Annotated in this window: 17 protein-coding genes; 11 read left to right on the plus strand and 6 right to left on the minus strand. The window is 65.4% G+C overall.

All coding sequences use genetic code 11. The features are described 5' to 3' along the window. From BUE39_RS23645 to BUE39_RS23680, 8 genes are all read left to right on the plus strand, one after another. Positions 1-1,746, plus strand: coding sequence for a carbamoyltransferase family protein (locus BUE39_RS23645; RefSeq protein ID WP_073431143.1), 1,746 nt, complete (start codon positions 1-3; stop codon positions 1,744-1,746). Continuing rightward, a complete protein-coding gene (locus tag BUE39_RS23650; RefSeq protein WP_084561470.1) occupies positions 1,743-2,819 on the plus strand; it encodes a glycosyltransferase family 2 protein in 1,077 nt (358 codons plus the stop codon). The genes BUE39_RS23645 and BUE39_RS23650 overlap by 4 nt, the downstream gene beginning before the upstream one ends. Continuing rightward, positions 2,816-3,955: a glycosyltransferase family 9 protein gene (locus BUE39_RS23655; protein WP_073431144.1), complete on the plus strand. Its 1,140-nt coding sequence runs from the start codon at positions 2,816-2,818 to the stop codon at positions 3,953-3,955. Before BUE39_RS23650 ends, BUE39_RS23655 begins: the two co-directional genes overlap by 4 nt. Beyond that, positions 3,945-4,901 (plus strand): glycosyltransferase family 4 protein, encoded by a 957-nt coding sequence (locus tag BUE39_RS23660; protein ID WP_073431145.1) that lies wholly within the window; start codon positions 3,945-3,947, stop codon positions 4,899-4,901. The genes BUE39_RS23655 and BUE39_RS23660 overlap by 11 nt, the downstream gene beginning before the upstream one ends. Positions 4,902-4,948: 47 nt before the next feature. Further along, the gene (locus BUE39_RS23665; protein ID WP_073431146.1) at positions 4,949-5,947 is read left to right on the plus strand and encodes a UDP-glucuronic acid decarboxylase family protein; all 999 of its coding nucleotides are present in this window, start codon (positions 4,949-4,951) and stop codon (positions 5,945-5,947) included. A 192-nt stretch (positions 5,948-6,139) separates the two neighbouring features. Further along, the gene (locus tag BUE39_RS23670; RefSeq protein WP_073431165.1) at positions 6,140-7,918 is read left to right on the plus strand and encodes a phospholipase C; all 1,779 of its coding nucleotides are present in this window, start codon (positions 6,140-6,142) and stop codon (positions 7,916-7,918) included. Between the two features lie 186 nt (positions 7,919-8,104). Next, positions 8,105-9,556, plus strand: coding sequence for a cytochrome-c peroxidase (locus BUE39_RS23675; RefSeq protein ID WP_073431147.1), 1,452 nt, complete (start codon positions 8,105-8,107; stop codon positions 9,554-9,556). A 107-nt stretch (positions 9,557-9,663) separates the two neighbouring features. Further along, positions 9,664-10,350: an HAD family hydrolase gene (locus tag BUE39_RS23680; protein ID WP_073431148.1), complete on the plus strand. Its 687-nt coding sequence runs from the start codon at positions 9,664-9,666 to the stop codon at positions 10,348-10,350. A gap of 35 nt (positions 10,351-10,385) precedes the next feature. On the opposite strand, the gene BUE39_RS23685 is transcribed toward BUE39_RS23680, so the two are convergent. From BUE39_RS23685 to phaP, 4 genes are all read right to left on the minus strand, one after another. Then, positions 10,386-10,778: a carboxymuconolactone decarboxylase family protein gene (locus tag BUE39_RS23685; protein ID WP_073431149.1), complete on the minus strand. Its 393-nt coding sequence runs from the start codon at positions 10,776-10,778 to the stop codon at positions 10,386-10,388. 129 nt (positions 10,779-10,907) lie between these two features. Then, a complete protein-coding gene (gene cysS / locus BUE39_RS23690; protein ID WP_073431150.1) occupies positions 10,908-12,293 on the minus strand; it encodes a cysteine--tRNA ligase in 1,386 nt (461 codons plus the stop codon). Positions 12,294-12,788: 495 nt separating this feature from the next. Next, the gene (locus BUE39_RS23695; RefSeq protein ID WP_073431151.1) at positions 12,789-14,339 is read right to left on the minus strand and encodes a complex I subunit 4 family protein; all 1,551 of its coding nucleotides are present in this window, start codon (positions 14,337-14,339) and stop codon (positions 12,789-12,791) included. A 426-nt stretch (positions 14,340-14,765) separates the two neighbouring features. Then, the gene (gene phaP, locus BUE39_RS23700; RefSeq protein WP_159442588.1) at positions 14,766-15,284 is read right to left on the minus strand and encodes a TIGR01841 family phasin; all 519 of its coding nucleotides are present in this window, start codon (positions 15,282-15,284) and stop codon (positions 14,766-14,768) included. Positions 15,285-15,546: 262 nt separating this feature from the next. On the opposite strand from phaP, the gene BUE39_RS23705 reads away from it, so the two are divergent. From BUE39_RS23705 to BUE39_RS23715, 3 genes are read left to right on the plus strand one after another with little or no spacing between them, the layout of a single operon-like run. Then, positions 15,547-16,257, plus strand: a complete 711-nt coding sequence (locus BUE39_RS23705) for an ABC transporter ATP-binding protein (protein ID WP_073431153.1) — start codon at positions 15,547-15,549, stop codon at positions 16,255-16,257. Continuing rightward, positions 16,244-18,817 (plus strand): ABC transporter permease, encoded by a 2,574-nt coding sequence (locus tag BUE39_RS23710; RefSeq protein WP_073431154.1) that lies wholly within the window; start codon positions 16,244-16,246, stop codon positions 18,815-18,817. The genes BUE39_RS23705 and BUE39_RS23710 overlap by 14 nt, the downstream gene beginning before the upstream one ends. Then, positions 18,817-19,911, plus strand: coding sequence for a lipocalin-like domain-containing protein (locus BUE39_RS23715; RefSeq protein ID WP_073431155.1), 1,095 nt, complete (start codon positions 18,817-18,819; stop codon positions 19,909-19,911). Before BUE39_RS23710 ends, BUE39_RS23715 begins: the two co-directional genes overlap by 1 nt. A 41-nt stretch (positions 19,912-19,952) precedes the next feature. Here the strand turns inward: BUE39_RS23715 and BUE39_RS23720 are convergent, their stop codons facing one another. After that, positions 19,953-20,492, minus strand: a complete 540-nt coding sequence (locus tag BUE39_RS23720; RefSeq protein ID WP_412534868.1) for a vWA domain-containing protein — start codon at positions 20,490-20,492, stop codon at positions 19,953-19,955. Between the two features lie 131 nt (positions 20,493-20,623). After that, positions 20,624-21,655 (minus strand): ATP-binding protein, encoded by a 1,032-nt coding sequence (locus BUE39_RS23725; RefSeq protein ID WP_073431156.1) that lies wholly within the window; start codon positions 21,653-21,655, stop codon positions 20,624-20,626. Positions 21,656-21,659: the final 4 nt, after the last annotated feature.

Consider the following 21,659-nt stretch of genomic DNA (forward strand, 5'->3'; position numbering starts at 1 on the left):
ATGTACACACTCGGAATCAATGCCGTCTACCATGACAGCGCCGCGGCCCTGATGCGCGACGGCGTCGTGCTCGCCGCCGCCGAAGACGAGCGCTTCACGCACGTCAAGCATGCCAAGCGTCCCGTGCCGTTCTCGACGTGGCAACTGCCCTTCGACGCAATCGACTATTGCCTGAAAGCCGCCGGCATCACGCTGGCCGAGGTCGATCACGTCGCCTATTCATACGATCCCGCCTTGTTCGGCGGCATGCCCAGGCGCCCCGGCGCCACCATCGAACTGCCGTTCGATCCGGCCAGCACGCGCTTGACGGACCCGTCCGCGTCGCCGTGGGACCCGCTCTTTCTCAGCTACATCGCCAATGCGAAGGGGCAATTGCTCGACGGCGCGCCGCATCATCTGCGCAAGCGTTTTCAGGGCGTGGACCGCGACAAGGGCTTTACGTGGCACTTCGTCGAGCATCACCTCGCGCACGAGGCGAGCGCGTTTCTCGCCGCGCCGTTCGACGACACCGCCGTGCTCACGATGGACGGACGCGGCGAAGGCGTGACGACCAGCATGGGGCAATTCGTCGGCGGCGACTATACGCGGCTCAAGCAGGTCGAACTGCCGCATTCGCTCGGCTTGCTCTATGAGGCGGTGACGGATTGGCTCGGCTTCCTGCATTCATCCGACGAGTACAAGGTGATGGCGCTCGCGTCATACGGCAAGCCGGCCTACGTCGACGTGTTCCGCGAGATCGTGCGCTATCGCAGCGACGGCAGCTACACGGTGGACGCGCCGCGCCTCGTCGAACGGTTCGGCCCGCCGCGCGAACGTGGCGGCCCGCTCGAACAGCGTCACTTCGACATCGCCAATTCGCTGCAACGCGTGCTGGAAGAAACGGTGCTGCAACTCGGCAACTGGCTGCATGAACAGACCGGCTTGAGCAAGCTGACGATGGCGGGCGGCGTCGCGCTGAACTGCGTGATGAATTCGAAACTGCGCGACGCGGGCCCGTTCGACACGGTGTGGGTGCAACCCGCCGCGGGCGACGCGGGCACCGCGCTCGGCGCGGCGCTGTGGATCGACTATCAGGAACGCGGCAAGCTCGGCGACCGCACGCGCCGCTGGCGAATGGATCACGCCTATCTCGGCCCCGAGTACAGCGACGAGGAAATCGAGCAATTCCTGCGCTGGTCCAAAGTCCCCTATCGCCAGCTCATCGACATCGCCGGGGAAACCGCCGACCTGCTTGCCGAAGGCCAGGTGATCGGCTGGTATCAGGGGCGCACGGAATTCGGGCCGCGCGCGCTCGGCGCGCGCTCGATTCTCGCCTCGCCGATCGATCCGCGCATGCAGGCGAAGCTCAACGAGATCAAGGACCGCGAGGACTTCCGCCCGGTCGCGCCGGTCGTGATGGAAGAGCACGCGAGCGAGTGGTTCGTCGACGGCCAGGTCGCGCCGTTCATGCTGTTCATTTTCGACGTGCGCGCCGACAAGGCCGCGCGCATTCCGGCCGTGCGTCACGTGGACGGCACCGCGCGCGTGCAGACCGTGAACCGCGCGCAGCATCCGCTCTATTACGATCTGCTGGACGCGTTCAGGCAGCGCACCGGCGTGCCGATTCTGGTGAACACGTCGTTCAACACGCGCGGCGAGCCGATGGTGAATTCGCCGCGCGACGCGGTCGAATCGTTCTGGACCTCGCCGCTCGACGCGTTGGTGATCGGCCCGTTCCTCGTGCGCAAAGCGGGAGCCGGCGCATGAGTTCATCCGCGGGCGGACCGATCGAGCTGGGTTCGATCGACATGCCGGAGCACGCGGCGGAGCCGATCGCAGCCGGCTATCCCGGCGCGCTGCTTGCGCATCTGGACGTCTCGGTGGTCGTGCCGACCTACCGGCGCCCGGCGATGCTCGCCGCCTGCCTGCACGCGCTGATCGCCCAGGACTTCGCGCCGGAGCGCTACGAGATCATCGTGTGCGACGACGGTCCCGACGACAGCACGCGCGCCTGCGTCGAACGGTTTCGCGACGCCCAGGCGGCACGCGGCCCCGTGCTGCGCTATGTGCCGGTCACGCGCACCCAGGGACCGGCGGGCGCGCGCAATGCCGGCTGGCGCGTGGCCCGTTCGCCGATGATCGCCTTCACCGACGACGACACGCTGCCCAACCGGCAATGGCTCGCCAACGGCGTCGCGGCGCTCGCGCACGGCGCGGCCGCCGCCGCGGGCCGCATCGTCGTGCCGCTGCCCGCCTTGCCGACCGATTACGAAGCCGACGCGAGCGGCCTGGAGCGCGCCGAGTTCGCCACCGCGAACGCGTTCGTCGTGCGCAGCTTCCTCACGATGACGGGCGGCTTCGACGAACGCTTCACGTCGGCGTGGCGCGAGGATTCCGATCTGCAATTCAGGCTGCTGCATGCCGGCGGCAAGATCGTGCGCGCCGACGATGCGGTGGTCGTGCACCCCGTGCGGCCCGCGCGTTGGGGCGTGAGCCTCGCGCAGCAGAAGAAGAGCCAGTTCGACGCGCTGCTCTTCAAGAAGCACCCTGCACTCTTCAGGACGCGAATTCGCTCGACGCCGCCGCTGCTCTACTACGCGATTCTCGGCGCGGCGTTGCTCGCGCTGATCGGCGGCCTGGCGGGCGACGCTGCCGCCGCCTCCACCGGCCTCACCGTATGGATCGCGTTGACCGGCTACTTCTGCGTGCGCCGTTTGCGCGGGCGCGATCTCGGCTGGCGTCACGTCGCCGAAATGGCGTGGACGTCGATCCCGATTCCGTTTCTCTCGATCTTCTGGCGGCTCTACGGCGCTGTCCGTTTCAAGGTGTTCTTTCTATGACTCCACCCACGTTTCTCGCGGCGCTCGCGCCGCGCCGCATCGCCATTTTTCGCGCGCTGCAACTCGGCGACATGCTGTGCGCGGTGCCCGCGCTGCGCGCGTTGCGGCTCGCCGCGCCGCACGCGCATATCACGCTGATCGGCTTGCCGTGGGCGCAGGCGTTCGTCGATCGCTACACCGATCTGGTCGATGAACTCGTGGTGTTTCCCGGCGCGACGGGTTTTCCCGAGCAGCCGGAAACGGATGCGGGCCTGCCCGCGTTTTACGAAGCGATGCGCGCCCGCCACTTCGATCTCGCCATTCAACTGCACGGCAGCGGCGGCGTGGCGAACGATCTGCTGTTCGAATTCGGCGCCCGCGCCTATGCGGGCTTCGTGCAGGCGAACGAGCCGCACCGCGAGGGCGGCTTCATTGCCTGGCCCGAGCACCTGCCCGAGTCCGAGCGCTATCTCGCGTTGATGAGCGCGCTCGGCGCGCCGGTCATCGCGCCGCGTCTGTCGTTTCCGCTAACCGAGCAGGACGCGGCCGAATACGCGTCGCTCGTCGCCGGGCATGGCATCGAAGCGCATCGGCTGGTGCTGATTCATCCGGGCGCGCAGTTGCCGTCGCGCCGCTGGCCCGCCGAGCGCTTCGCGCAGGTCGCGGACCACCTCGCCGCCGACGGCTGGCAGATCGCGATCACCGGCACCGCGGCGGAAGCGCCGGTCACCGGCGCGGCGCTCGGCGCGATGACCGCGCCCGCGCTGCACCTGGGCGGCGCGACCTCGCTGGGCGGACTCGCCGCGCTGGTCGACCACGCGCGGCTCGTGGTGTGCAACGACACCGGCATGTCGCATATCGCGGCGGCGATGGACACCGCCTCGGTCGTGATCGCCTCGGGTAGCGACACGCGGCGCTGGGCGCCGCTCGACCACGAACGGCATCGCGTGCTGGCCGACTATCCGGCGTGCCGGCCGTGCATGTTCCGCGACTGTCCGTATGGTCATCCGTGCGCGTTGAACATCGGCGTGGAACGCGTGGTGGAGACGGCGCGCGCGCAGCTTGCGCGAGTTGGCGACGCGCGCCCGGCGCAGCCGTACGCGCTGCACGCGTCATCCGGCAACCTCGGTTTTCAGGAGCCGCATCATGCTGCGTGACTGCCGCCGCCTGCGGGTGCTGACCTGGCACGTGCACGGCAACTATCTGTACTACCTCACCCAGGCGCCGCACGATTTTTATCTCGTCACGCGGCCCGGCCATCCGCCCGGTTATGCGGGCAAGGTCGGCGTGCTGCCGTGGGGCGACAACGTTCACGAGGTCGACGCGGAGGACGTGCGCAACCAGGAATTCGACGTCATCCTGTATCAGCACAAGACGCATTGGGAACACGACCGCGAGCACGTGCTGAGCGAAGCGCAACGGCGCTTGCCGCGCGTCTATGTCGAGCACGATCCGCCGCAGGACAATCCGTTTCAGCAATGGCATTGGGTCGACGACCCCGACACGCTGCTGGTACACGTCACGCATTTCAACCGCCTGATGTGGGATTGCGGCGTCACGCCCACCCGCGTCATCGAGCATGGCGTGGTGGTGCCCGAGCGCGTGCGCTACACCGGCGAACTGGGGCGCGGCATCGTGGTGGTGAACCATCTGGCGCAGCGCGGACGCCGGCTCGGCGCGGACGTGTTCAGCGAGGTGCGCACGCGCGTGCCGCTCGATCTGGTCGGCATGGACGCCGAGCGGCTGGGCGGGCTCGGCGAAATCGGCAATCTCGATCTCGCCGGGTTCAGCGCGCGCTATCGCTTCTTCTTCAATCCGATTCGCTGGACCAGCCTCGGCCTCGCGATCGTGGAGGCGATGACGATCGGCATGCCGATCGTCGGCCTCGCCACCACCGAACTGGCCACCGTGATCCGCAACGGCGAAAACGGCTTCGTGCATACCGACGTGGATGCGCTCGTCGACGCAATGAACGACCTGCTGCGCGATCCGGACGAAGCGCGGCGTCTCGGCGAAGGCGCGCGGCGCACGGCGCTGGAGCGCTTTCACATCGACCGCTTCGCGCAGGACTGGCACGACGCGCTGCTGCAAGTCACCGCCTGAGCCGGCCGGCCCGCGAAACCGACGCGCTCCACTATCGAGAACACATCATGAAAGAACTCACCCGCAAGCGGATTCTCGTCACCGGCGGCGCCGGTTTTCTCGGCTCGCATTTGTGCGAACGGCTCGTCATGCAAGGGCACGACGTGCTGTGCGTGGATAACTTCTACACCGGCACGAAGGACAACATCGCGCATCTGCTCGATTGCCCCAACTTCGAATTGATGCGGCACGACGTGACCTTTCCGCTCTACGTGGAAGTGGACGAGATCTTCAACCTCGCCTGCCCGGCCTCGCCGGTCCACTATCAGCACGATCCGGTGCAGACCACCAAGACCAGCGTGCACGGCGCGATCAACATGCTGGGGCTCGCGAAGCGCGTGAAGGCGAAAATCTTCCAGGCGTCGACGAGCGAGGTGTACGGCGACGCGCTCGTGCATCCGCAAAAAGAGGACTACTGGGGCCATGTGAATCCGATCGGTCCGCGTTCGTGCTACGACGAAGGCAAACGCTGCGCCGAAACGCTGTTCATGGATTACCGGCGCCAGCACGGGCTGTCGATCCGTATCGCGCGCATCTTCAATACGTATGGGCCGCGCATGCATCCCGCCGATGGCCGCGTGGTCTCGAACTTCATGATGCAGGCCTTGCACGGCGAGCCCATCACCCTCTACGGCGACGGTTCGCAAACCCGCTCGTTCTGCTATGTGGACGACATGATCGACGCGTTCATCGGCTTGATGAACACGGCGGATGATTCGGGCGGCCCCGTCAATCTCGGCAATCCGCATGAAGTGAGCATGCTGGAGATCGCCGGGCGCATCGTCCAGTTGACCGGTTCTTCATCGCGCTTCGAATTGCGGCCCCTGCCGACCGACGATCCGTGGCATCGCCGGCCGGATATTTCGCGCGCGCGCGAGTTGTTCGGCTGGGAGCCGCGAACCGGACTCGACGAAGGGTTGAAGGCGACCGCGCAATATTTCCGCGCGCGAATCGAGGCAGGCGCGGCGGCTGCCCGGCCGCCGCATGTCAGCGGAACGACAGCCTGAGTTATGCAAACGAATGGCGATCGAGAGGTGACGTAATGTCCACGCCCCGAAATCTTAATCAGCGGGTGTTTCAATGCGCGCAGTTTCTTGCGGCAAGACCATCAGCACCCTTTCTAACAATATCCCCAGCTCATTTCCACACGCACGTCGATGGAAACGCTGAACGGCGAAGTCGAATCTGGAGCCCGTCACATGTTCCGTAGAACCCTCTTACCCATTCCGCTTGCGGCGCTGCTCGCGCTCGCCGCGTGCGGCAACGATACCGTGAGCCCGAGCGCGTCCGCGCCCGCCGCGATGGTGTCGGCGCAGGACGCCGTTGCAACGGCCACGCCGATCAAGCACGTGGTCGTGATCTTCGGCGAGAACGTGTCGTTCGATCATTACTTCGCGACCTACCCGCAAGCCGCCAATCCGGTCGGCGAGCCGCAATTCACGGCGGCGGCCGGCACGCCGGCGGTCAACAACCTCAGCAGCAACAACCTCATCGCGACGAACCCGAACGCGCTGCCCACCTCACCGAACACGGCGGGCCGCACGGTCGGCCTCGTGACGATTCTCGGCCTCGGCCTGCCGGCAGCCGATCTGCTGCCGTTCCGTCTGGACCGCTCGCAGGCCAACACGGCGAGCCAGAATCACGCGTATGCCGCGGAACAGCTCGCCTACAACAACGGCGCGATGGACTCGTTCCCGCTCTTCACGGCGGCGGGTTCGACGATTGCCGGCAGCACCGGCGCGTTTGCGACGAAGGGCCAGGTGCTCGGCTACTTCGACGGCAATACCGTCACCGCCTTGTGGAACTACGCGCAGAACTTCGCGATGAACCAGAACGCGTACACCGATACCTACGGTCCGTCGACGCCGGGCGCGCTCGCCGTCGTGTCGGGGCAGAACAACGGCGTGATCGTGTCGGGCGGCACTTCCGCCAACGCGATTCCCGATTCGACGGGCGGCTTCACGATGATCGGCGATCTCGACCCGACCGGCGACGTCTGCACGATCGCGGCGCACAGCACCGTGACGGGCACGATGTCGTCGCAGAACAGGAACATCGGCGACCTGCTCAACGCGAAGGGCCTCACGTGGGGCGGCTTCATGGGCGGCTTCAACCTGCAGACGGTCAATCCGAACGGCACCACCGGCTGCGCGCGCTCCACGTTCTCGCAAGTGCTGAACGCGACCAAGACCGACTACGTGCAGCATCATGCGTGGTTCCAGTATTACGCGAGCACGGCCAACCTCGCGCATACGCGTCCGTCGTCGACGGCGCTGATCGGCTCGACCGATCCGCTCGACAACACCGCCACGCCGGTTCACCACCAGTACGACACGGACGACTTCTTCGCCGCGGTGAAGGCGGGCAACTATCCGTCGGTGAGCTTCCTGAAAGCGCCCGCCGTGGAAGACGGCCATCCGGGCAATTCCGATCCGATCGACGAGCAGGCCTTCGTCACGAAGGTGGTCAACTTCCTGGAACAGCAGCCCGACTGGAAGAACACCGCCGTGATCGTCGCCTATGACGATTCGGACGGCTGGTACGACCATCGCTTCAAGGCGCCGACGAGTTCGTCGTTCGACTCGACCACCGCGCAATCGGCCGGCGGCAAGACGGTGGCCGGCAGCGACAACCTCTCCGGCGCGGGCCAGTGCACGGCGGCGGGCGCGGTGCAGCCGCAGGGCGTGAACGGCGGCGCGGTGAACGGCCGTTGCGGTCCGGGTACGCGCACGCCGTTTATCGTGGTGTCGCCGTGGGCCAAGGTCAATTTCGTCGACGACACGCCGATCACGCAGGCCTCCGTGGTGCGCTTCATCGAGGACAACTGGCTGGGCGGCCAACGCCTCGGCGGCGGTTCGTTCGACGCGAGCGCGGGCAGCATCATGAACCTGTTCGACTTCGCGGGCGCGGGCAAGACGCCGCCGCTGTATCTCGATCCGAACCTCGGCACGAAGCTCTCGGCGCCGCCCGCTATTTGAGCGCGCTCATGCCTCATGCCGTGCGTGGCGCGATCCACACAGCCGTATTCGTGCATCGCGCCCGCAAGCAAGGCTTCAAACCCAGCGTGAAAGACCGCGAGATGTAATCAGGCGTCGAGCCAGTGCAAACGTGCTGGCTCGATTCGCGTTTTGATCGCACCGATCGAATGACTTGTCACCAACGCCATGAACCATTCTTCAGACACCACCTTGCCATCGCCTTTGCCCGCGGGCGGCGAGCCGGGTCCGGTGATCGCCCGCCGCTCGCGGCGCAAGCGGCTTGCATGGAGCGCGGCGGGCATCGCGCTCGCCTTCATCGTTTATTGCGCGTATGCGCTGGTCTACCCCGAGCGCATGCCGCCCGCGGTGGGCGCGATCGTCGAGGACCTCACCGGCGCGAATCCGCATCCGGTTCATTTGCTGCGTCCGCAAAACGCACCGCTGAGCGCGGTCGCTCTGCTCGGCAAACAGATTTTCTTCGACACGAGCCTGTCGGCTTCCGGCACGCAATCGTGCGCGTCGTGCCACTCGCCGCAGCATTCGTATGGGCCGGATAACGCGTTCCCCGTGCAACTCGGCGGCGCGCATCTGAATCAGGCGGGCTACCGGCCGCCGCCTTCGCTGACGTATCTGTACCGGCAGGCGCCGTTCAGCATCGGCCCGGATCAGGGCGACACCGACGCGCCGGTGGACATGACGCAACTCGCGTCGCAGGCCGCGGGCATGCAGCGCGCGCAAAAGACCGCGCTCGCCGCGCCCGCCGCTCCGGCGATGGTGCCGCAAGGCGGCTTGTTCTGGGACGGCCGCGCCGATACGTTGCAGGACCAGGCGCTTGGGCCGCTGACGAATCCGGTGGAAATGGCCAATGCCACGCCGGAGGATGTCGCGCGCAAGCTGCTGCAAACCCGGTACGTGGATCAGTTCAGGCAACTGTTCGGCCCCGCTATCGTCGGCAACCCGAGCCTGTTGATTTCCGAGGCGATGTTCGCCGTGGGTCGGTATCAGATCGAGGACCCGTCGTTTCATGCGTTCAGCAGCAAGTACGACGACTGGCTCGAAGGCAAGGCGCGTCTCACGCATGCCGAACTGCATGGCTTGCAGCTATTCAACGATAAAGACAAGGCCAACTGCGCGGGCTGCCATTTGAGCCAGCCGAGCAAGGACGGCTTGCCGCCGCTCTTCACCGACACGCAGTATGAAGCGCTGGGCGTGCCGCGCAATCCGGCGATTCCGGCCAACAAGAACCCGACCTTCTTCGACATGGGCGTATGCGGGCCGTTTCGCCACGATCTCGCACAACAGACGCAGTACTGCGGGATGTTCCTGACGCCGACCTTGCGCAATGCGGCGCAACGCAAGGTGTTTTTTCATAACGGCGTGTATCACGATCTGAAGCAGGTGATGGACTTCTATAACCTGCGCAATACCGCGCCGGAAAAGATCTATCCGCGCGACGCGGCCGGCAAGGTGCGGAAGTACGACGATCTGCCGGCGCAGTACCACGCCAACGTCGATGTCGGCGACGCGCCGTTCGATCGCAAGTTCGGCGATCAGCCCGCGATGAACGATCAGGACATACAGGACATCATCGCGTTCATGAAAACGTTGAACGACGGGTATCAGGACGGCAAGTCCTGAAGCGTGACGGCGCACGCATGCCTCGCGCTGCCGCTGCGCTGCGCGGCGTCGTGAGAGCCGGTGAGGTATCCTTGCCGGCTCCACGAACTTTTATCCCTACCCGCCAGATGGCCGATTTTCCCTTCGACGCCGTACTCTTCGACTGCGACGGCGTGCTCGTCGATTCAGAACCCATCACCAACCGCGTGCTCACCGACATGCTCGGCGAGTTGGGCTGGCATTTGAGCGTCGAAGAGACGATGCGCATTTTTGTCGGCAAGGCCGTGAAGGACGAAGCCGCGTTGATCGAGGCGCGCACCGGCTACGCGATCACGGCGGACTGGCTCATGCAGTTTCGCGCGCGCCGCAATGCGGCGCTCGATCGGGAACTGGTGGCGATTCCGGGCGCGGCGGCCGCGGTGCGCGCGCTTCATTCGGCGCTGAACGGACGCATTGCGGTGGCGTCGGGCGCGGACCGCATCAAGGTGGAATTGCAACTCGCCAAGGCGGGCATTCTCGAGTGCTTCGAAGGGCGGATTTTCAGCGGTCACGAAACGCCTCGCAGCAAGCCGTATCCCGACGTCTATCTGGCGGCCGCCGCCGCATTGGGCGTGGACCCGCGCCGTTGCGCGGTGGTGGAGGATACGGTGACGGGCGCAACGGCGGGCGTGGCCGCCGGCGCCACCGTGTTCGGCTATTGCCCGAGCGAGTTGGGCCACAGCAGCGCCACCGCCTTGCATGGCGCGGGCGCGGCGCAGATCTTTCGGGACATGGCCGGGTTGCCTCGCCTGCTCGCGGAATGGAGCGCGCGTTAAAGGCGCGTTGCGTTTAACGCTAACGCCGCGTTCGGCTATTCGAACGCGGGGTCGATCGGTACGCGATAGCCCACGGCGAGACGGTTGGTCTCGTTCGCCATGCCGACCACCGCCAGCAGTTCGCCGAACATCTCGTCGGTCATGCCGGCGCGCCGCGCCGCGGCCGTGTGGCTCGCGACGCAATAGCCGCAGTTGTTGGTCACGCTCACCGCGACGTAAAGCAGTTCCTTGATCAGCGGATCGAGCGCGCCCGGCGCCATGACATCTTTCAGGCTGTCCCACGTGCGCGCGAGTGTCGGCGGATGGTTGGCGATGAATTTCCAGAAGTTGTTGACGTCGTCCACCTGGCGGGTCTGCTTGATGTCGTCGTAGACCGCTTTGACTTGCGGGGATGCGGTGGAATAGTCGATGGGTTGAAGCTGGCTCATGGGTGCTCCTTTTGGTGCTGGGTTGGTGCTGGGTTGGTGATGGGCGGCGCGGCTCGCGCCTTTGTCAATTGTGCCCACAATCTTGCGAGCGGTGCGCGCGGACGGTCGGCGCCGCGATCCAGCGCCGCACTATCGCGGTTTATCGAGCGGCCGCAGCACTTGCCCACTCAAGCTGTCTTCCACATGCCAGCCCGCCGCTCGCAACGCATCACGCAGACGGTCGGCTTCGCTCCAACGCCTGGCCTCGCGGGCCTTTACGCGCTCTTGCGCCAGTAGCGCGACTTCCGCGGGAATCGTGGCGGTGTCGTCTCGCCAGTCAGCGAGACCGAGACCGAGTACCGCATCCAGGCGATCGACGGTCGCTCTTCGCGTCGCGGCAGGCAATTCGCTCCTCACCACGTCCCACAACACCGCCAGTGCGCGCGGCAGGTTCAGATCCAGATCGACCTCGGCCTTGAAGCGGGCCATGCAATTCGCGTCCGGCGTGCCGCCCTCCGGCCACTGTGCGTAAGTGCGGCGCAAGCGTTCCAACGCGGCTTGCGCCGCATTCAGCGCGGCATCGTTAAAACGTAAACTGCTCCGATAATGGGCGCTCAGGCACAAATAACGGTAGGCAAGCGGATCGATGCCGCGCTCGCTCAACGTCCTCAGGCGCACAAAGTCACCTCCCGACTTCGACATCTTGCCGGTGTCCAGCGTGAGGAAATGGCCGTGCATCCAGAAATTTGCGAGTCGCGTGCCGTGGCGCGCCTGAGTCTGCGCGATTTCATTGCTGTGATGCACGGCAATGTGATCTTCACCGCCGCAATGAATATCGAACCACGGTCCGAGATATTTCGCCGACATCGCCGAGCACTCGATATGCCAGCCTGGAAAACCGCGTCCCCACGGACTGTCCCATTCCATTTGACGCGTGGCGCCGGGCGGGCTGAATTTCCACAGCGCGAAGTCCGTCGCATGCCGCTTTTCCCCAAGCGCAATCCGCTTGCCGGCATGCAGGCCCGCTGCGTCGAGACGCGCCAAATAGCCGTAATCGTCCTGCCTGCTCGTGTCGAAGTAGACACCGTCCGTCGTCGTGTACGTGTAGCCATTGCGCTCGAGCCCGTCGATAAAGTCGATCTGCTCGGCAATGTGATCGGTCGCGCGGCACCAGACGGCGGGCTCCAGCAAATTGAGCGCGCGCCAGTCGTCCATGAACGCCGACGTGTACCGTTCGGCAATCGCCCATGCGGATTCGCCGGTGCGCCGGCTGCCCTTTTCCATCTTGTCTTCGCCTTCGTCCGCATCGGAGACGAGATGGCCGACGTCGGTAATGTTGACGACGTGCCGCACGATGTAGCCGTTCAGCGTCAGCACGCGCCGCAGTACGTCTTCGAACACATACGTTCGAAGATTGCCGATATGCGCGTGGTCGTACACGGTGGGGCCGCAGCAGTAGAGGCCAACGTGATTCGCGCGAATCGGCTTGAAAGCGCGCAAGGCGCGCGACCACGTGTCGTACAGGGTGAGCGGCATTTTGATTCTTTCGCGCTGAGTGCTTCATGAATGAAAAAAGCCACCGGTCGTGTAACGGGTGGCCTCAGGGATACGGACGTGTTCAGCTCGACTCGCTAGACGCAAGCTCCCCTCGGCAGGCTGTGACAGCATGCGCGCAAAGAATGCGGACGGGAAAGAATAGAAGCGATCATGGAAACGATGCTAACTGGTGTTTGCGGGCGGGTCAATCTCAAAGCCGTCGAGCCCCACGGCGTGCCATATGCCCGTCGACACAAAAACCCCTTCAAGACGCGCCGATCACATGAGCGCGGTCAGCGCTGTGAACGAGCACGCTTCCAAACCAGAGGTCTTCATGTGCGGGAAGAAAACCGGATGCACGACGACCTGCACGAGAATCTGAACCACCGCGTCATGCAAGAGCGTGATTCAAGAGGCTTGTCTCGAAGCGCGCAGAACTGTTTTTGACGCAGCATCCGCGCCGCACATGCCGCACCCGCAATGCACCCCACCCCATCAGCCCGGCGTGCGGACCGCCACAGCAGCAGGAACCGCCGCCTGCAAATGATCGCCGCCGTCCGGCGCCGACTCCGCAGGACGTACCGACCGCTCCGATTGCGCCAGCAGCGTGCCGACCGAAGGATCGATCGCATCGGTAAACGGCTTCGGATCGAGGCCGATGGCGAGCACGAGCAGCGCCATTGCGCCGAGCAACGCGAACTCGCGCTTGCCGAGATCCCGAAGCTTGGCGACGCGCGCATTGGCAATCGCGCCGAAGATCACGCGCTTGTACATCCACAGCGTGTAGGCCGCGCTCAGGATCAGCGTGGAAGCCGCGATCGAGCCGATCCAGAAGTTGAAGCGGATCGCGCCCATCAGCACCATGAACTCGCCGACGAAACCCGAGGTGCCCGGCAGCCCGATATTGGCCATCGAGAACAGCATCACGAATGCGGCGAAGCGCGGCATCGTATTGGCGACGCCGCCGTATTCGGCGATCGACGCGGTTTTCGTGCGGTCGTACAGCATGCCCGTACACAACAGCATCGCGCCGGACACCACGCCGTATGACAGCATCTGCACGATCGCGCCGGCCTGGCCGATGCGGTTGAAGACGAACAGACCGAGCGTGACGAGCCCCATGTGTGCGACCGTCGAATAGGCGAGCAAACGGCGCATGTCGGTTTGCACGAGCGCCAGCAGGCTCGCATAGATCACCGCGACGAGCGACAGCGTGATCATCATCGGCGCGAAGAAGTGGCTTGCCTGCGGCGCGATCGGCAACGCGAAACGCAGCAGGCCATAACCGCCCAGCTTCAGCATGCCGATCATCACGGCGGCGCCGGTCGGACCGTCGAGGTGAACGTCCGGCAGCCAGCTATGCAGCGGCCACATCGGCACCTTCACACCGAAGGCAGCGAGAAAGCCCAGGAAGATCAGAACCTGCGGCATGGTGCCGAGGCGCGTTTCACGCCATAGCGCGAGGTCGAAGCTGTGCGTCTGACTATACAGATACAGCATCGACATCAGCATCATCAGCGAGCCGAGGAACGAGACGAAGAAGAACTTCACCGCGGCGTACGAGCGGTTCGAATGCCCCCACGTGCCGATCAGCAGATAGAGCGGAATCAGCGTCGCTTCGAACGAGATGAAGAACAACATGCCGTCGAGCGACGTGAACACGCCTTGCATGAAACCGGACAGCATCAGGAACGCGCCGAAGTACTGCGCGGTGCGCTCGGTGATCGACTCCCACGAAGCCACGACGATGATGATCGTCGTAAGCGCGGTCAGCGCGACCAGCCACAACGAAATCCCGTCCACCCCCACATGCCACGCGATATCGAAGGTGGGCGACCAGCGGACGTTCTCGACGAACTGCATCGACGTGACGTCGTTGCGGAAATTCGCGACCAGCGGAATCACCGGCAGGAAGCCCGCCACCGCACCGGCGAGAGCGAGCATGCGGGTGCGGCCGCGGGCCTTGTCCGATCCGGCGCGCAGCACGACCAGGCCGGCAACAATGGGGATCCAGATGAGAAGACTGAGAAGCGGAGGCAATGGCATGTGTTCTTGGATACTTGGTGTGCGAAAACGAGTGCAAAACACCCCTCCAATACTTTCAAATGAGAAAGCATTGAAACGGATTTGAAGGCTTTGGTTCGCTGAGGAAGTCGGGCGGTACTAAACGACGTTTCTTTGAGGCAAATCAGCAAGGAGTAGGAGATTACCCTTATATAAAAGATTTTGCAGCGCATCAATGAAAAAAAGTACTGGGCGAAACGCGCCATTGCTAGGAACGCTCTTGAACGAAAAGACGGAATGTGCAGACGCACATTCCGTCACTCGTCAAACGAGGAAGACGAAGGGCTGCATGCCCCCAAGCGAGGCATGAGGAGAAGAGGAAGCCGCGGCTGGACTACGCGATGTTATGTTTTTGAAAGCATTCGGCGACGAGAGCAGGTTCTTCTCATCGCCCTATTACGTTCGCGCCTAATTCGTTGAGCGCCGGCGCGAGCCGCGCCCCGACACCACGTTGCCGGTACTGTCGAGGATCGCGACGTCGGTCTGTTGCTCCGTCTCGCTGATCGCGGTTGCCGAGGGAAGCATCGGGTACGCCGCGTCCGCACCCGTTTGCTGCGCGTCGTCGCCGGCGGCGCTGATCCACGCCTCGAATTCGCGCGCGTAGTTCGCGAAGCCCTGCCGCGCCGTGGCGATCAATTCAAGCTGATTCTGCGCGACGATTTCGCCGAGATGCGTCATGTAGGCTTTCGCCTTGGTCGCGGCGGCTTCGGTCAGTTGCGTCTGCAAAAGGAACAGGTCGAATGGCGAGGCAGGCGACAGCGCTTCGGACACAATCGCCTGACGTTCCGCGAGACTCGTTTTGATCGCCTGCACATTCAACTGCGTCACTTTTTCGAAACCCTCGAACGCACGTTGCGCGAAGTCGCCAAAAGCGGCGATGCCGGCGCTCTGTGTGTCGACAAGTTGCTGCGAGATCTGGCTGGTCATGGTGCACTCCGGAAAGGACGTTTTCGCCGCGCTGAGGCTGGCGAGCAGTCGTCGACCGCCGCTGGGTCGCAGCAAGCGCTGTTCCATCGGGGTACGGCGGCGAACGATAATGAAGCGCGTCCCGGAGCGCGCGCGGCGAGCCCTGCGCCACGCAGGCAAGCCGCTTATACTGCGCCGGTTCACAAACAACACGCAGGCGCGGCGCGCACATTCATCGGCCGCCGCCACGCCGCCCTCTTCTGCCTGACTGACCGGATACCGCATGCCTGGTGAGGACACTGCCGTTCCCGCGCTCGAGTGCCGCGGACTGAGCAAAAGCTATGGCGCCGGCCGCATCGTGCTGGCGCAACTCGATTTCACGCTGGAGCAGGGAGAATTCGTCGCGATCATGGGCGACTCGGGCGTCGGCAAGTCGACGCTGCTCAATCTGATCGCCGGTCTCGACAGCGCGGATAGCGGCGAGGTGGTCATCGACGGAAGCGCCGTTGCGCGTCTCGACGACAATGCGGCCACGCGTCTGCGCCGGCAAAAACTCGGCTTCGTGTTTCAGGCATTCCACGTGCTGCCGCATCTCACGCTCGCGCAAAACGTTGCGCTGCCACTGTTGCTGAACGATCTGTCCACGGCCAGTGCGCTCGACATGCTCGCGGCGGTCGGCTTGAGCGGCCGCGGCGACGATTTTCCGCGCCAACTCTCCGGCGGTGAGTTGCAGCGCGTCGCAATCGCGCGCGCGCTCGTGCATCATCCCAAACTGATTCTCGCCGACGAGCCCACCGGCAATCTCGATCCCGATACCGCGCACGACGTGCTCGCCCTGTTTCGCGCGCAAAGCAAGGCGACGGGCGCGGCCACGATCATGGTCACGCACTCGCAAGCCGCCGCGGCAATCGCCGACCGCATACTGATTCTGAGCGATCGCGGTTTGCACGCATCGTCCGGGCACACCGCGCGATCCGACCATGACGCGCACTGAGCCACGTTCACTGCCGCGCAGGCACGGACACCGCCTGCTCGCGCGCTGGCTGCTCGGCGCCGAATGGCGCAGTCATCGCGGACGCGCGCTGGTCGCGATCGCCACCATCGCGCTCGGCGTGGCGCTCGGTTACGCGGTGCAATTGATCAATAGCGCGGCCTTCATTGAATTCTCCGCGGCGGCCCGCAGTCTCTCGGGCGTCGCGGATCTTCAGGTGCGCGGCGCGCACGCTTCATTCGACGAGTCCGTTTATCCGCGCCTCGCAACCGAGCCCGGCGTCGCGCTGGCGAGTCCCGTGCTCGCGCTCGACGTCACCGTGCCGAATCAAAGCGCCGCGCTGCCGGTGCTCGGCATCGACGTCTTCAAGGCGAGCCGCATCGCGCCCGATCTGACCGGCGTGCCGTCGCCGGACCGGCCGTTCGATACGCTCGCGAGCGACACGGTGTTTCTCTCCACGGCGGCGCAGCAATGGTTGAAGGTGACAACCGGCGACCGCATCGCGCTGCGAAGCGGCACGTCCATCGTGCATTTGCGCGTGGCCGGCGGCCTGGTGAGAACGCGTCCGGGTCAGCGGCTCGCGGTGATGGACATCGCCGCCGCTCAATGGAAGTTCGGTAATGTCGGCAAGCTCTCGCGCGTCGACTTGCTGCTCAAACGCGGTGTGGACCGCGAGCGCTTCAGGCGTGAACTGCAGGCACGCCTGGGCAACCAGTGGGTGATCGCCGAAACACGCGATGCCGAGAGCCGCACCGATCGTTTATCGCGCGCTTATCGAATCAACATGAACGTGCTCGCGCTAGTCGCGCTTTTCACCGGCGCGTTCCTCGTGTTTTCGACGCAGGCGCTGAGCGTCGTGCGGCGGCGCGCGCAGTTCGCGATGCTGCGCGTACTCGGACTGACACGCGGCCAGTTGCTGCGCCAGATCCTGATGGAAGGCGCGTTGCTGGGGCTGCTCGGCTCGCTCTCCGGGCTCGCGCTCGGCTATGCGATGGCGAGCGGCGCGCTGCGCTTTTTCGGCAGCGATCTTGGCGGCGGCTACTTTCCCGGCGTAGAGCCGCAAGTCGGCTTCGAACCGCTCGCCAGCGCGCTGTTTCTGACGCTGGGAATCGCGGTGTCGGTATTCGGCAGTCTCGCCCCGGCGTTGGAAGCGGCCCGCGCGAGGCCCGCGGCCGCGCTCAAGGCGGGCGCCGAGGAAGGCGCGTTGGCGCGGCTCGCCACGCCGTGGCCCGCTCTACTGTGCCTGCTCGCCGCCGCCGTTCTCACGCGTTTGCCGCCCCTGTTCGATGCGCCGATTGCCGGCTATCTCGCCGTCGCGCTGTTGTTGCTCGGCGGGATTGCGTTGATGCCGCGCGTGACCGCGCTCCTCTTCGGCGCGGCGAGCCGTGCGTTCGGCGCGCGGCGTCGCGTGGGCGCGCCAGGCACGCTCGCGCTGGCGCGTCTCGCGAATGCGCCGGGCCACGCGTCGATCGCGATGGGCGGCGTGTTGTCGAGCTTCGCGCTGATCGTCGCGATGGCGATCATGGTGGCCAGCTTCCGTGTTTCCGTCGAGGACTGGCTGGGTCATCTGCTGTCGGCCGATCTGTACGTGCGCGCAGCGCCGAACGGCGATACCGGCGGCTTGCGTCCCGCTGAACAGACGCTGCTCGCAGCCGTGCCCGGCATCCGCAAGGCGGCGTTCGCCCGCACGTCGCATCTCACGCTCGATCCCGCGCGCCCGGACATCGCCGTGCTCGCGCGTGAAATCGACGCCGCCGATCCCGGCGCGAACCTGCAAATGACCGGCGCGATACTGAGTCCGTCCGAGCTTCACGAAGACGAAACACCCATCTGGGTATCCGAAGCCATGATCGATCTGTATGGGTACCAGCTTGGCCGGCGCGTGCAATTGCCGCTTGGCGAGCGCGGCCACGTGTTCGTCGTGGCCGGCGTGTGGCGCGATTACGTGCGGCAGACGGGCGCGATCCAGATACGGCTCGCCGACTATCGCCGCCTGACCGCCGACACGAGCGCGACCGATGTGGCCGTGACCGTGCAGCCGGGAACGAGCGTCGAACGCGTGATGGCGGGATTGCGCGCGCTGCCCTTTGGCGCATCGCTGGATCTGTCGCTACCCGGCGAGATTCGCGCGCGCACGCTCGTCATCTTCGACCGGAGCTTCGCGGTCACTTATCTGCTGGAGGCGGTGGCGATCGTGATCGGCCTGTTCGGCGTGGCCGCGACGTTTTCCGCGCAGACGCTCGCGCGGGCTCGCGAGTTCGGCATGCTGCGGCACGTGGGCGTGACGCGCTCGCAGATTCTCGCGATTCTCGCGCTCGAAGGCGGCATGCTTACCGCTTGCGGCATTGCGATGGGCTTCGCGCTCGGCTTCGCGATCAGTCTGATTCTGGTGTTCGTCGTCAATCCGCAATCGTTTCATTGGAGCATGTCGCTGCACGTTCCGTGGACCGTGCTGGGCACGGTCGCGCTGGTGATGCTGGCTTCGTCGTGCTCGACGGCGGTGATCGCGGGACGCGGCGCGGTGTCGGTGGATGCGGTGCGCGCGGTGAAGGAGGATTGGTGATGCGGGCGCTACTTTGCGCGGGCGTTTTGCTGGCTTCGTCGGTGTTCGCCGCGACGCCGGAGTTTGCAGCGGTAACGCCGGGCCATTCGATCTCGCTGGCGCAAGACAGCGGCGCGCATGACGGCTTTCGCACCGAGTGGTGGTACGCAACCGGCTGGCTCGATACGCCTGACAAACAGCCGCTCGGTTTTCAGATCACGTTCTTTCGCTCGGCAACGGGTCATGATCCGGCCGATCCGAGCGCTTTCGCGCCGTCGCAATTGATCATCGCGCATGCCGCGTTGAGCGATCCGGCGTTGGGGCATCTTGCGCACGATCAGCGCATTGCCCGCCAGGGTTTCGGACTCGCTTATGCGAAGCCGAACAACACCGACGTCAAACTCGATGCATGGAAAATCGTTCGCGCCGCGGACGGCCACTATGACGTCACGGTCGACGCGGACGGCTTCTCGCTGCATCTCGCGCTGACGCCGACGCAAGCGCCCTTGCTCCAGGGCGAGCGCGGATACTCACGCAAAGGCCCGCGGCCTGAACAGGCGAGCTATTACTACAGCGAGCCGCACTTGCGCGTAACCGGCACTGTCGTTCGACCGGCCGCGGCGGGCGGCAGATCGAACGACGGCACGGCCGTCACGGGCGCCGCGTGGCTCGATCATGAATGGTCGAGCACGCTGCTCGACGCGAATGCGCTCGGCTGGGACTGGCTCGGCGCCAATCTGACGGATGGCTCGGCGTTGATGGCGTTCAGAATTCGCGGTCGCGATGGGCGCGCGATGTGGGCGCATGCGGCATTGCGAAATCGCGCCGGCGACGTGACCACGTTCGGCCGCGATCAGGTCGACTTCACGCCGGTACGCACCTGGCGCTCGCCGCGCACGAATACGCCCTATCCGGTTTCGATGACGGTCAAGACCGGCGCGCTGACATGGCGGCTCGATCCCTTGATGGACGACCAGGAACTCGATTCCAGGCAATCGACCGGTGCGGTGTATTGGGAAGGTGCGGTGCGGGTGAGCCGCGATGGCGCGGACGTCGGACGGGCGTATCTGGAACTCACCGGCTATGCGAACGCGCTGCGGATCGGCAGGGATTGAAGGCGAAAGACCGGCGGGATGTTCGCGCACTGCGACGCGCGCTAACCGATCAGTTCTTCCGGCGTAAAACGCCGCGCGTCCCACGCATCGGCCAGCGCTTCGCAGCGGCCCAGGCGTATCGCCTCACGTTCGAAATCGACGAATATTATTTCATCGGCGTCGAGCGGGCGAGTCGGCTGATCGCTGCTGCGGCCGTCGGTCAGAATCCACAGCCAGCGCTGCTGCGCGGGACGACGGCGCGCGCTGCGCTCCAGCAAGCGTGCCGCCTCGCGAACGCCGGACGCGAGCGGCGTGCCGCCGCCGCCGCCCACGGGACGCAGCCACCGTTCATTCCACCAGCGCGGCACGGCAGGACCGAAACGCACGTCCGCCCCATTGCCGCCGAAGCAGATCAGCGCCGCCTCGGCGCGCGCGGCGCTCGCGCGGTCGAACAAGGCAATCAGCAGCCCCTTGGCGAGCGCGAGGCGCTGCCCGGCCAGCATGGACCCGGAGCAATCGAGGACGAAGCAATGCAGCACACCGCCGCGCGGCGCCTCGCGCACGAAGCGCAAGTGCTCGGCGCGCAGCGTCTCCCGGCGCATCGCGGCGAGCGTCGGCGGCCACGCGATCCGCTTGCCCGGCGTGCCGCGCAAGCGGTTGCGCGAATTCACGCCCGCGCCTTGCCGCCATCGAAAACCGCTGCGCGAGTCAGCGGCGGCGCCCTTCCGATGGCTCAGCGTTTTTTTGCGCTGAGTGGAATGACGCCTTTGACCTGAGTGGTGGCGGAACGCTCGGGCGGGAGGTAGCCCCAATCGCTTTCGCTACTGGCCGCGGCCGCATCGTGTGCAGTCGGGGACGAGCCCTTTGAACCGCTCTCGCGCGCGTCATCGCCCTGCTGAGGGTCACGCTGATGCCGCCGATGAACCAGCACAGCCTCGGCGACCCGATCGACATGCTCCGCGCTAATCGCCGCCGCCTGTTCCAGCGCCGCCAATGCCCGCGCCGCGCGCAGCATCACGAGATCGGCGCGCAAACCATCCACGGCCGCGCCGATGCAGAGCGCGCTGACGCGCGCGTGCACCGTATCGTCGAACGCGAGTTGCGGCAGCGCTTCGCGCGCCGCACGAATCCGCTGAACATAGCGCTGCTGCTCTTGCTCATGACGCGCGCGAAAACCGCCAGGATCGAGATCGAACGCCAGCCGCGCCTTCACGATTTCCTCACGCACACGCGGCTCATAACAGTTCTGCAACTCGACCATCAAACCAAAGCGGTCGATCAACTGCGGACGCAACTCGCCTTCCTCGGGATTCATCGTGCCGATCAGCACGAAGCTCGCATCGTGACTGTGCGAAACGCCGTCGCGTTCGACGGTATTCACGCCGCTTGCCGCGGCGTCGAGCAAGGCATCGACGAGCGCATCCGGCAGCAAATTGACTTCATCGACATACAGCACGCCGCGATGCGCCCTGGCAAGCAGACCCGGCGAAAAGCGCACCGAACCATCGCGCAGCACGGTTTCGATATCGAGCGTGCCGATCAGACGATCCTCGCTCGCGCCGAGCGGCAAATTCACCAGTTGCCCTTCCGGCAGCAACTCGGCAAGCGCGCGCGCCGCGGTCGACTTCGCCGTGCCGCGCGGTCCGCTCACCAGCACGCCGCCCAGCCCCGGATCGATCGCGGCCAGCAACAGCGCCTGCTGCAACGGCGCCTGGCCGATCAGCGCGGCAAAGGGAAACGCGGGTCGCTGGGTTGCTGCCGTCATGTCG

It is taken from the genome of Paraburkholderia terricola (genome assembly GCF_900142195.1).
Lineage (GTDB): Bacteria > Pseudomonadota > Gammaproteobacteria > Burkholderiales > Burkholderiaceae > Paraburkholderia > Paraburkholderia terricola.

Coding starts and splice junctions, on each gene's coding strand:
- BUE39_RS23660 (WP_073431145.1), top strand. CDS start 3,945: ATGCTGCGTGACTGCCGCCGCCTGCGGGTGCTGACCTGGCACGTGCAC.
- BUE39_RS23680 (WP_073431148.1), top strand. CDS start 9,664: ATGGCCGATTTTCCCTTCGACGCCGTACTCTTCGACTGCGACGGCGTG.
- BUE39_RS23670 (WP_073431165.1), top strand. CDS start 6,140: ATGTTCCGTAGAACCCTCTTACCCATTCCGCTTGCGGCGCTGCTCGCG.
- BUE39_RS23705 (WP_073431153.1), top strand. CDS start 15,547: ATGCCTGGTGAGGACACTGCCGTTCCCGCGCTCGAGTGCCGCGGACTG.
- BUE39_RS23665 (WP_073431146.1), top strand. CDS start 4,949: ATGAAAGAACTCACCCGCAAGCGGATTCTCGTCACCGGCGGCGCCGGT.
- BUE39_RS23685 (WP_073431149.1), bottom strand. CDS start 10,778: ATGAGCCAGCTTCAACCCATCGACTATTCCACCGCATCCCCGCAAGTC.
- BUE39_RS23675 (WP_073431147.1), top strand. CDS start 8,105: ATGAACCATTCTTCAGACACCACCTTGCCATCGCCTTTGCCCGCGGGC.
- BUE39_RS23725 (WP_073431156.1), bottom strand. CDS start 21,655: ATGACGGCAGCAACCCAGCGACCCGCGTTTCCCTTTGCCGCGCTGATC.
- BUE39_RS23655 (WP_073431144.1), top strand. CDS start 2,816: ATGACTCCACCCACGTTTCTCGCGGCGCTCGCGCCGCGCCGCATCGCC.
- cysS (WP_073431150.1), bottom strand. CDS start 12,293: ATGCCGCTCACCCTGTACGACACGTGGTCGCGCGCCTTGCGCGCTTTC.
- BUE39_RS23645 (WP_073431143.1), top strand. CDS start 1: ATGTACACACTCGGAATCAATGCCGTCTACCATGACAGCGCCGCGGCC.
- BUE39_RS23715 (WP_073431155.1), top strand. CDS start 18,817: ATGCGGGCGCTACTTTGCGCGGGCGTTTTGCTGGCTTCGTCGGTGTTC.
- BUE39_RS23650 (WP_084561470.1), top strand. CDS start 1,743: ATGAGTTCATCCGCGGGCGGACCGATCGAGCTGGGTTCGATCGACATG.
- BUE39_RS23710 (WP_073431154.1), top strand. CDS start 16,244: ATGACGCGCACTGAGCCACGTTCACTGCCGCGCAGGCACGGACACCGC.
- BUE39_RS23720 (WP_412534868.1), bottom strand. CDS start 20,492: ATGCGCCGGGAGACGCTGCGCGCCGAGCACTTGCGCTTCGTGCGCGAG.
- BUE39_RS23695 (WP_073431151.1), bottom strand. CDS start 14,339: ATGCCATTGCCTCCGCTTCTCAGTCTTCTCATCTGGATCCCCATTGTT.
- phaP (WP_159442588.1), bottom strand. CDS start 15,284: ATGACCAGCCAGATCTCGCAGCAACTTGTCGACACACAGAGCGCCGGC.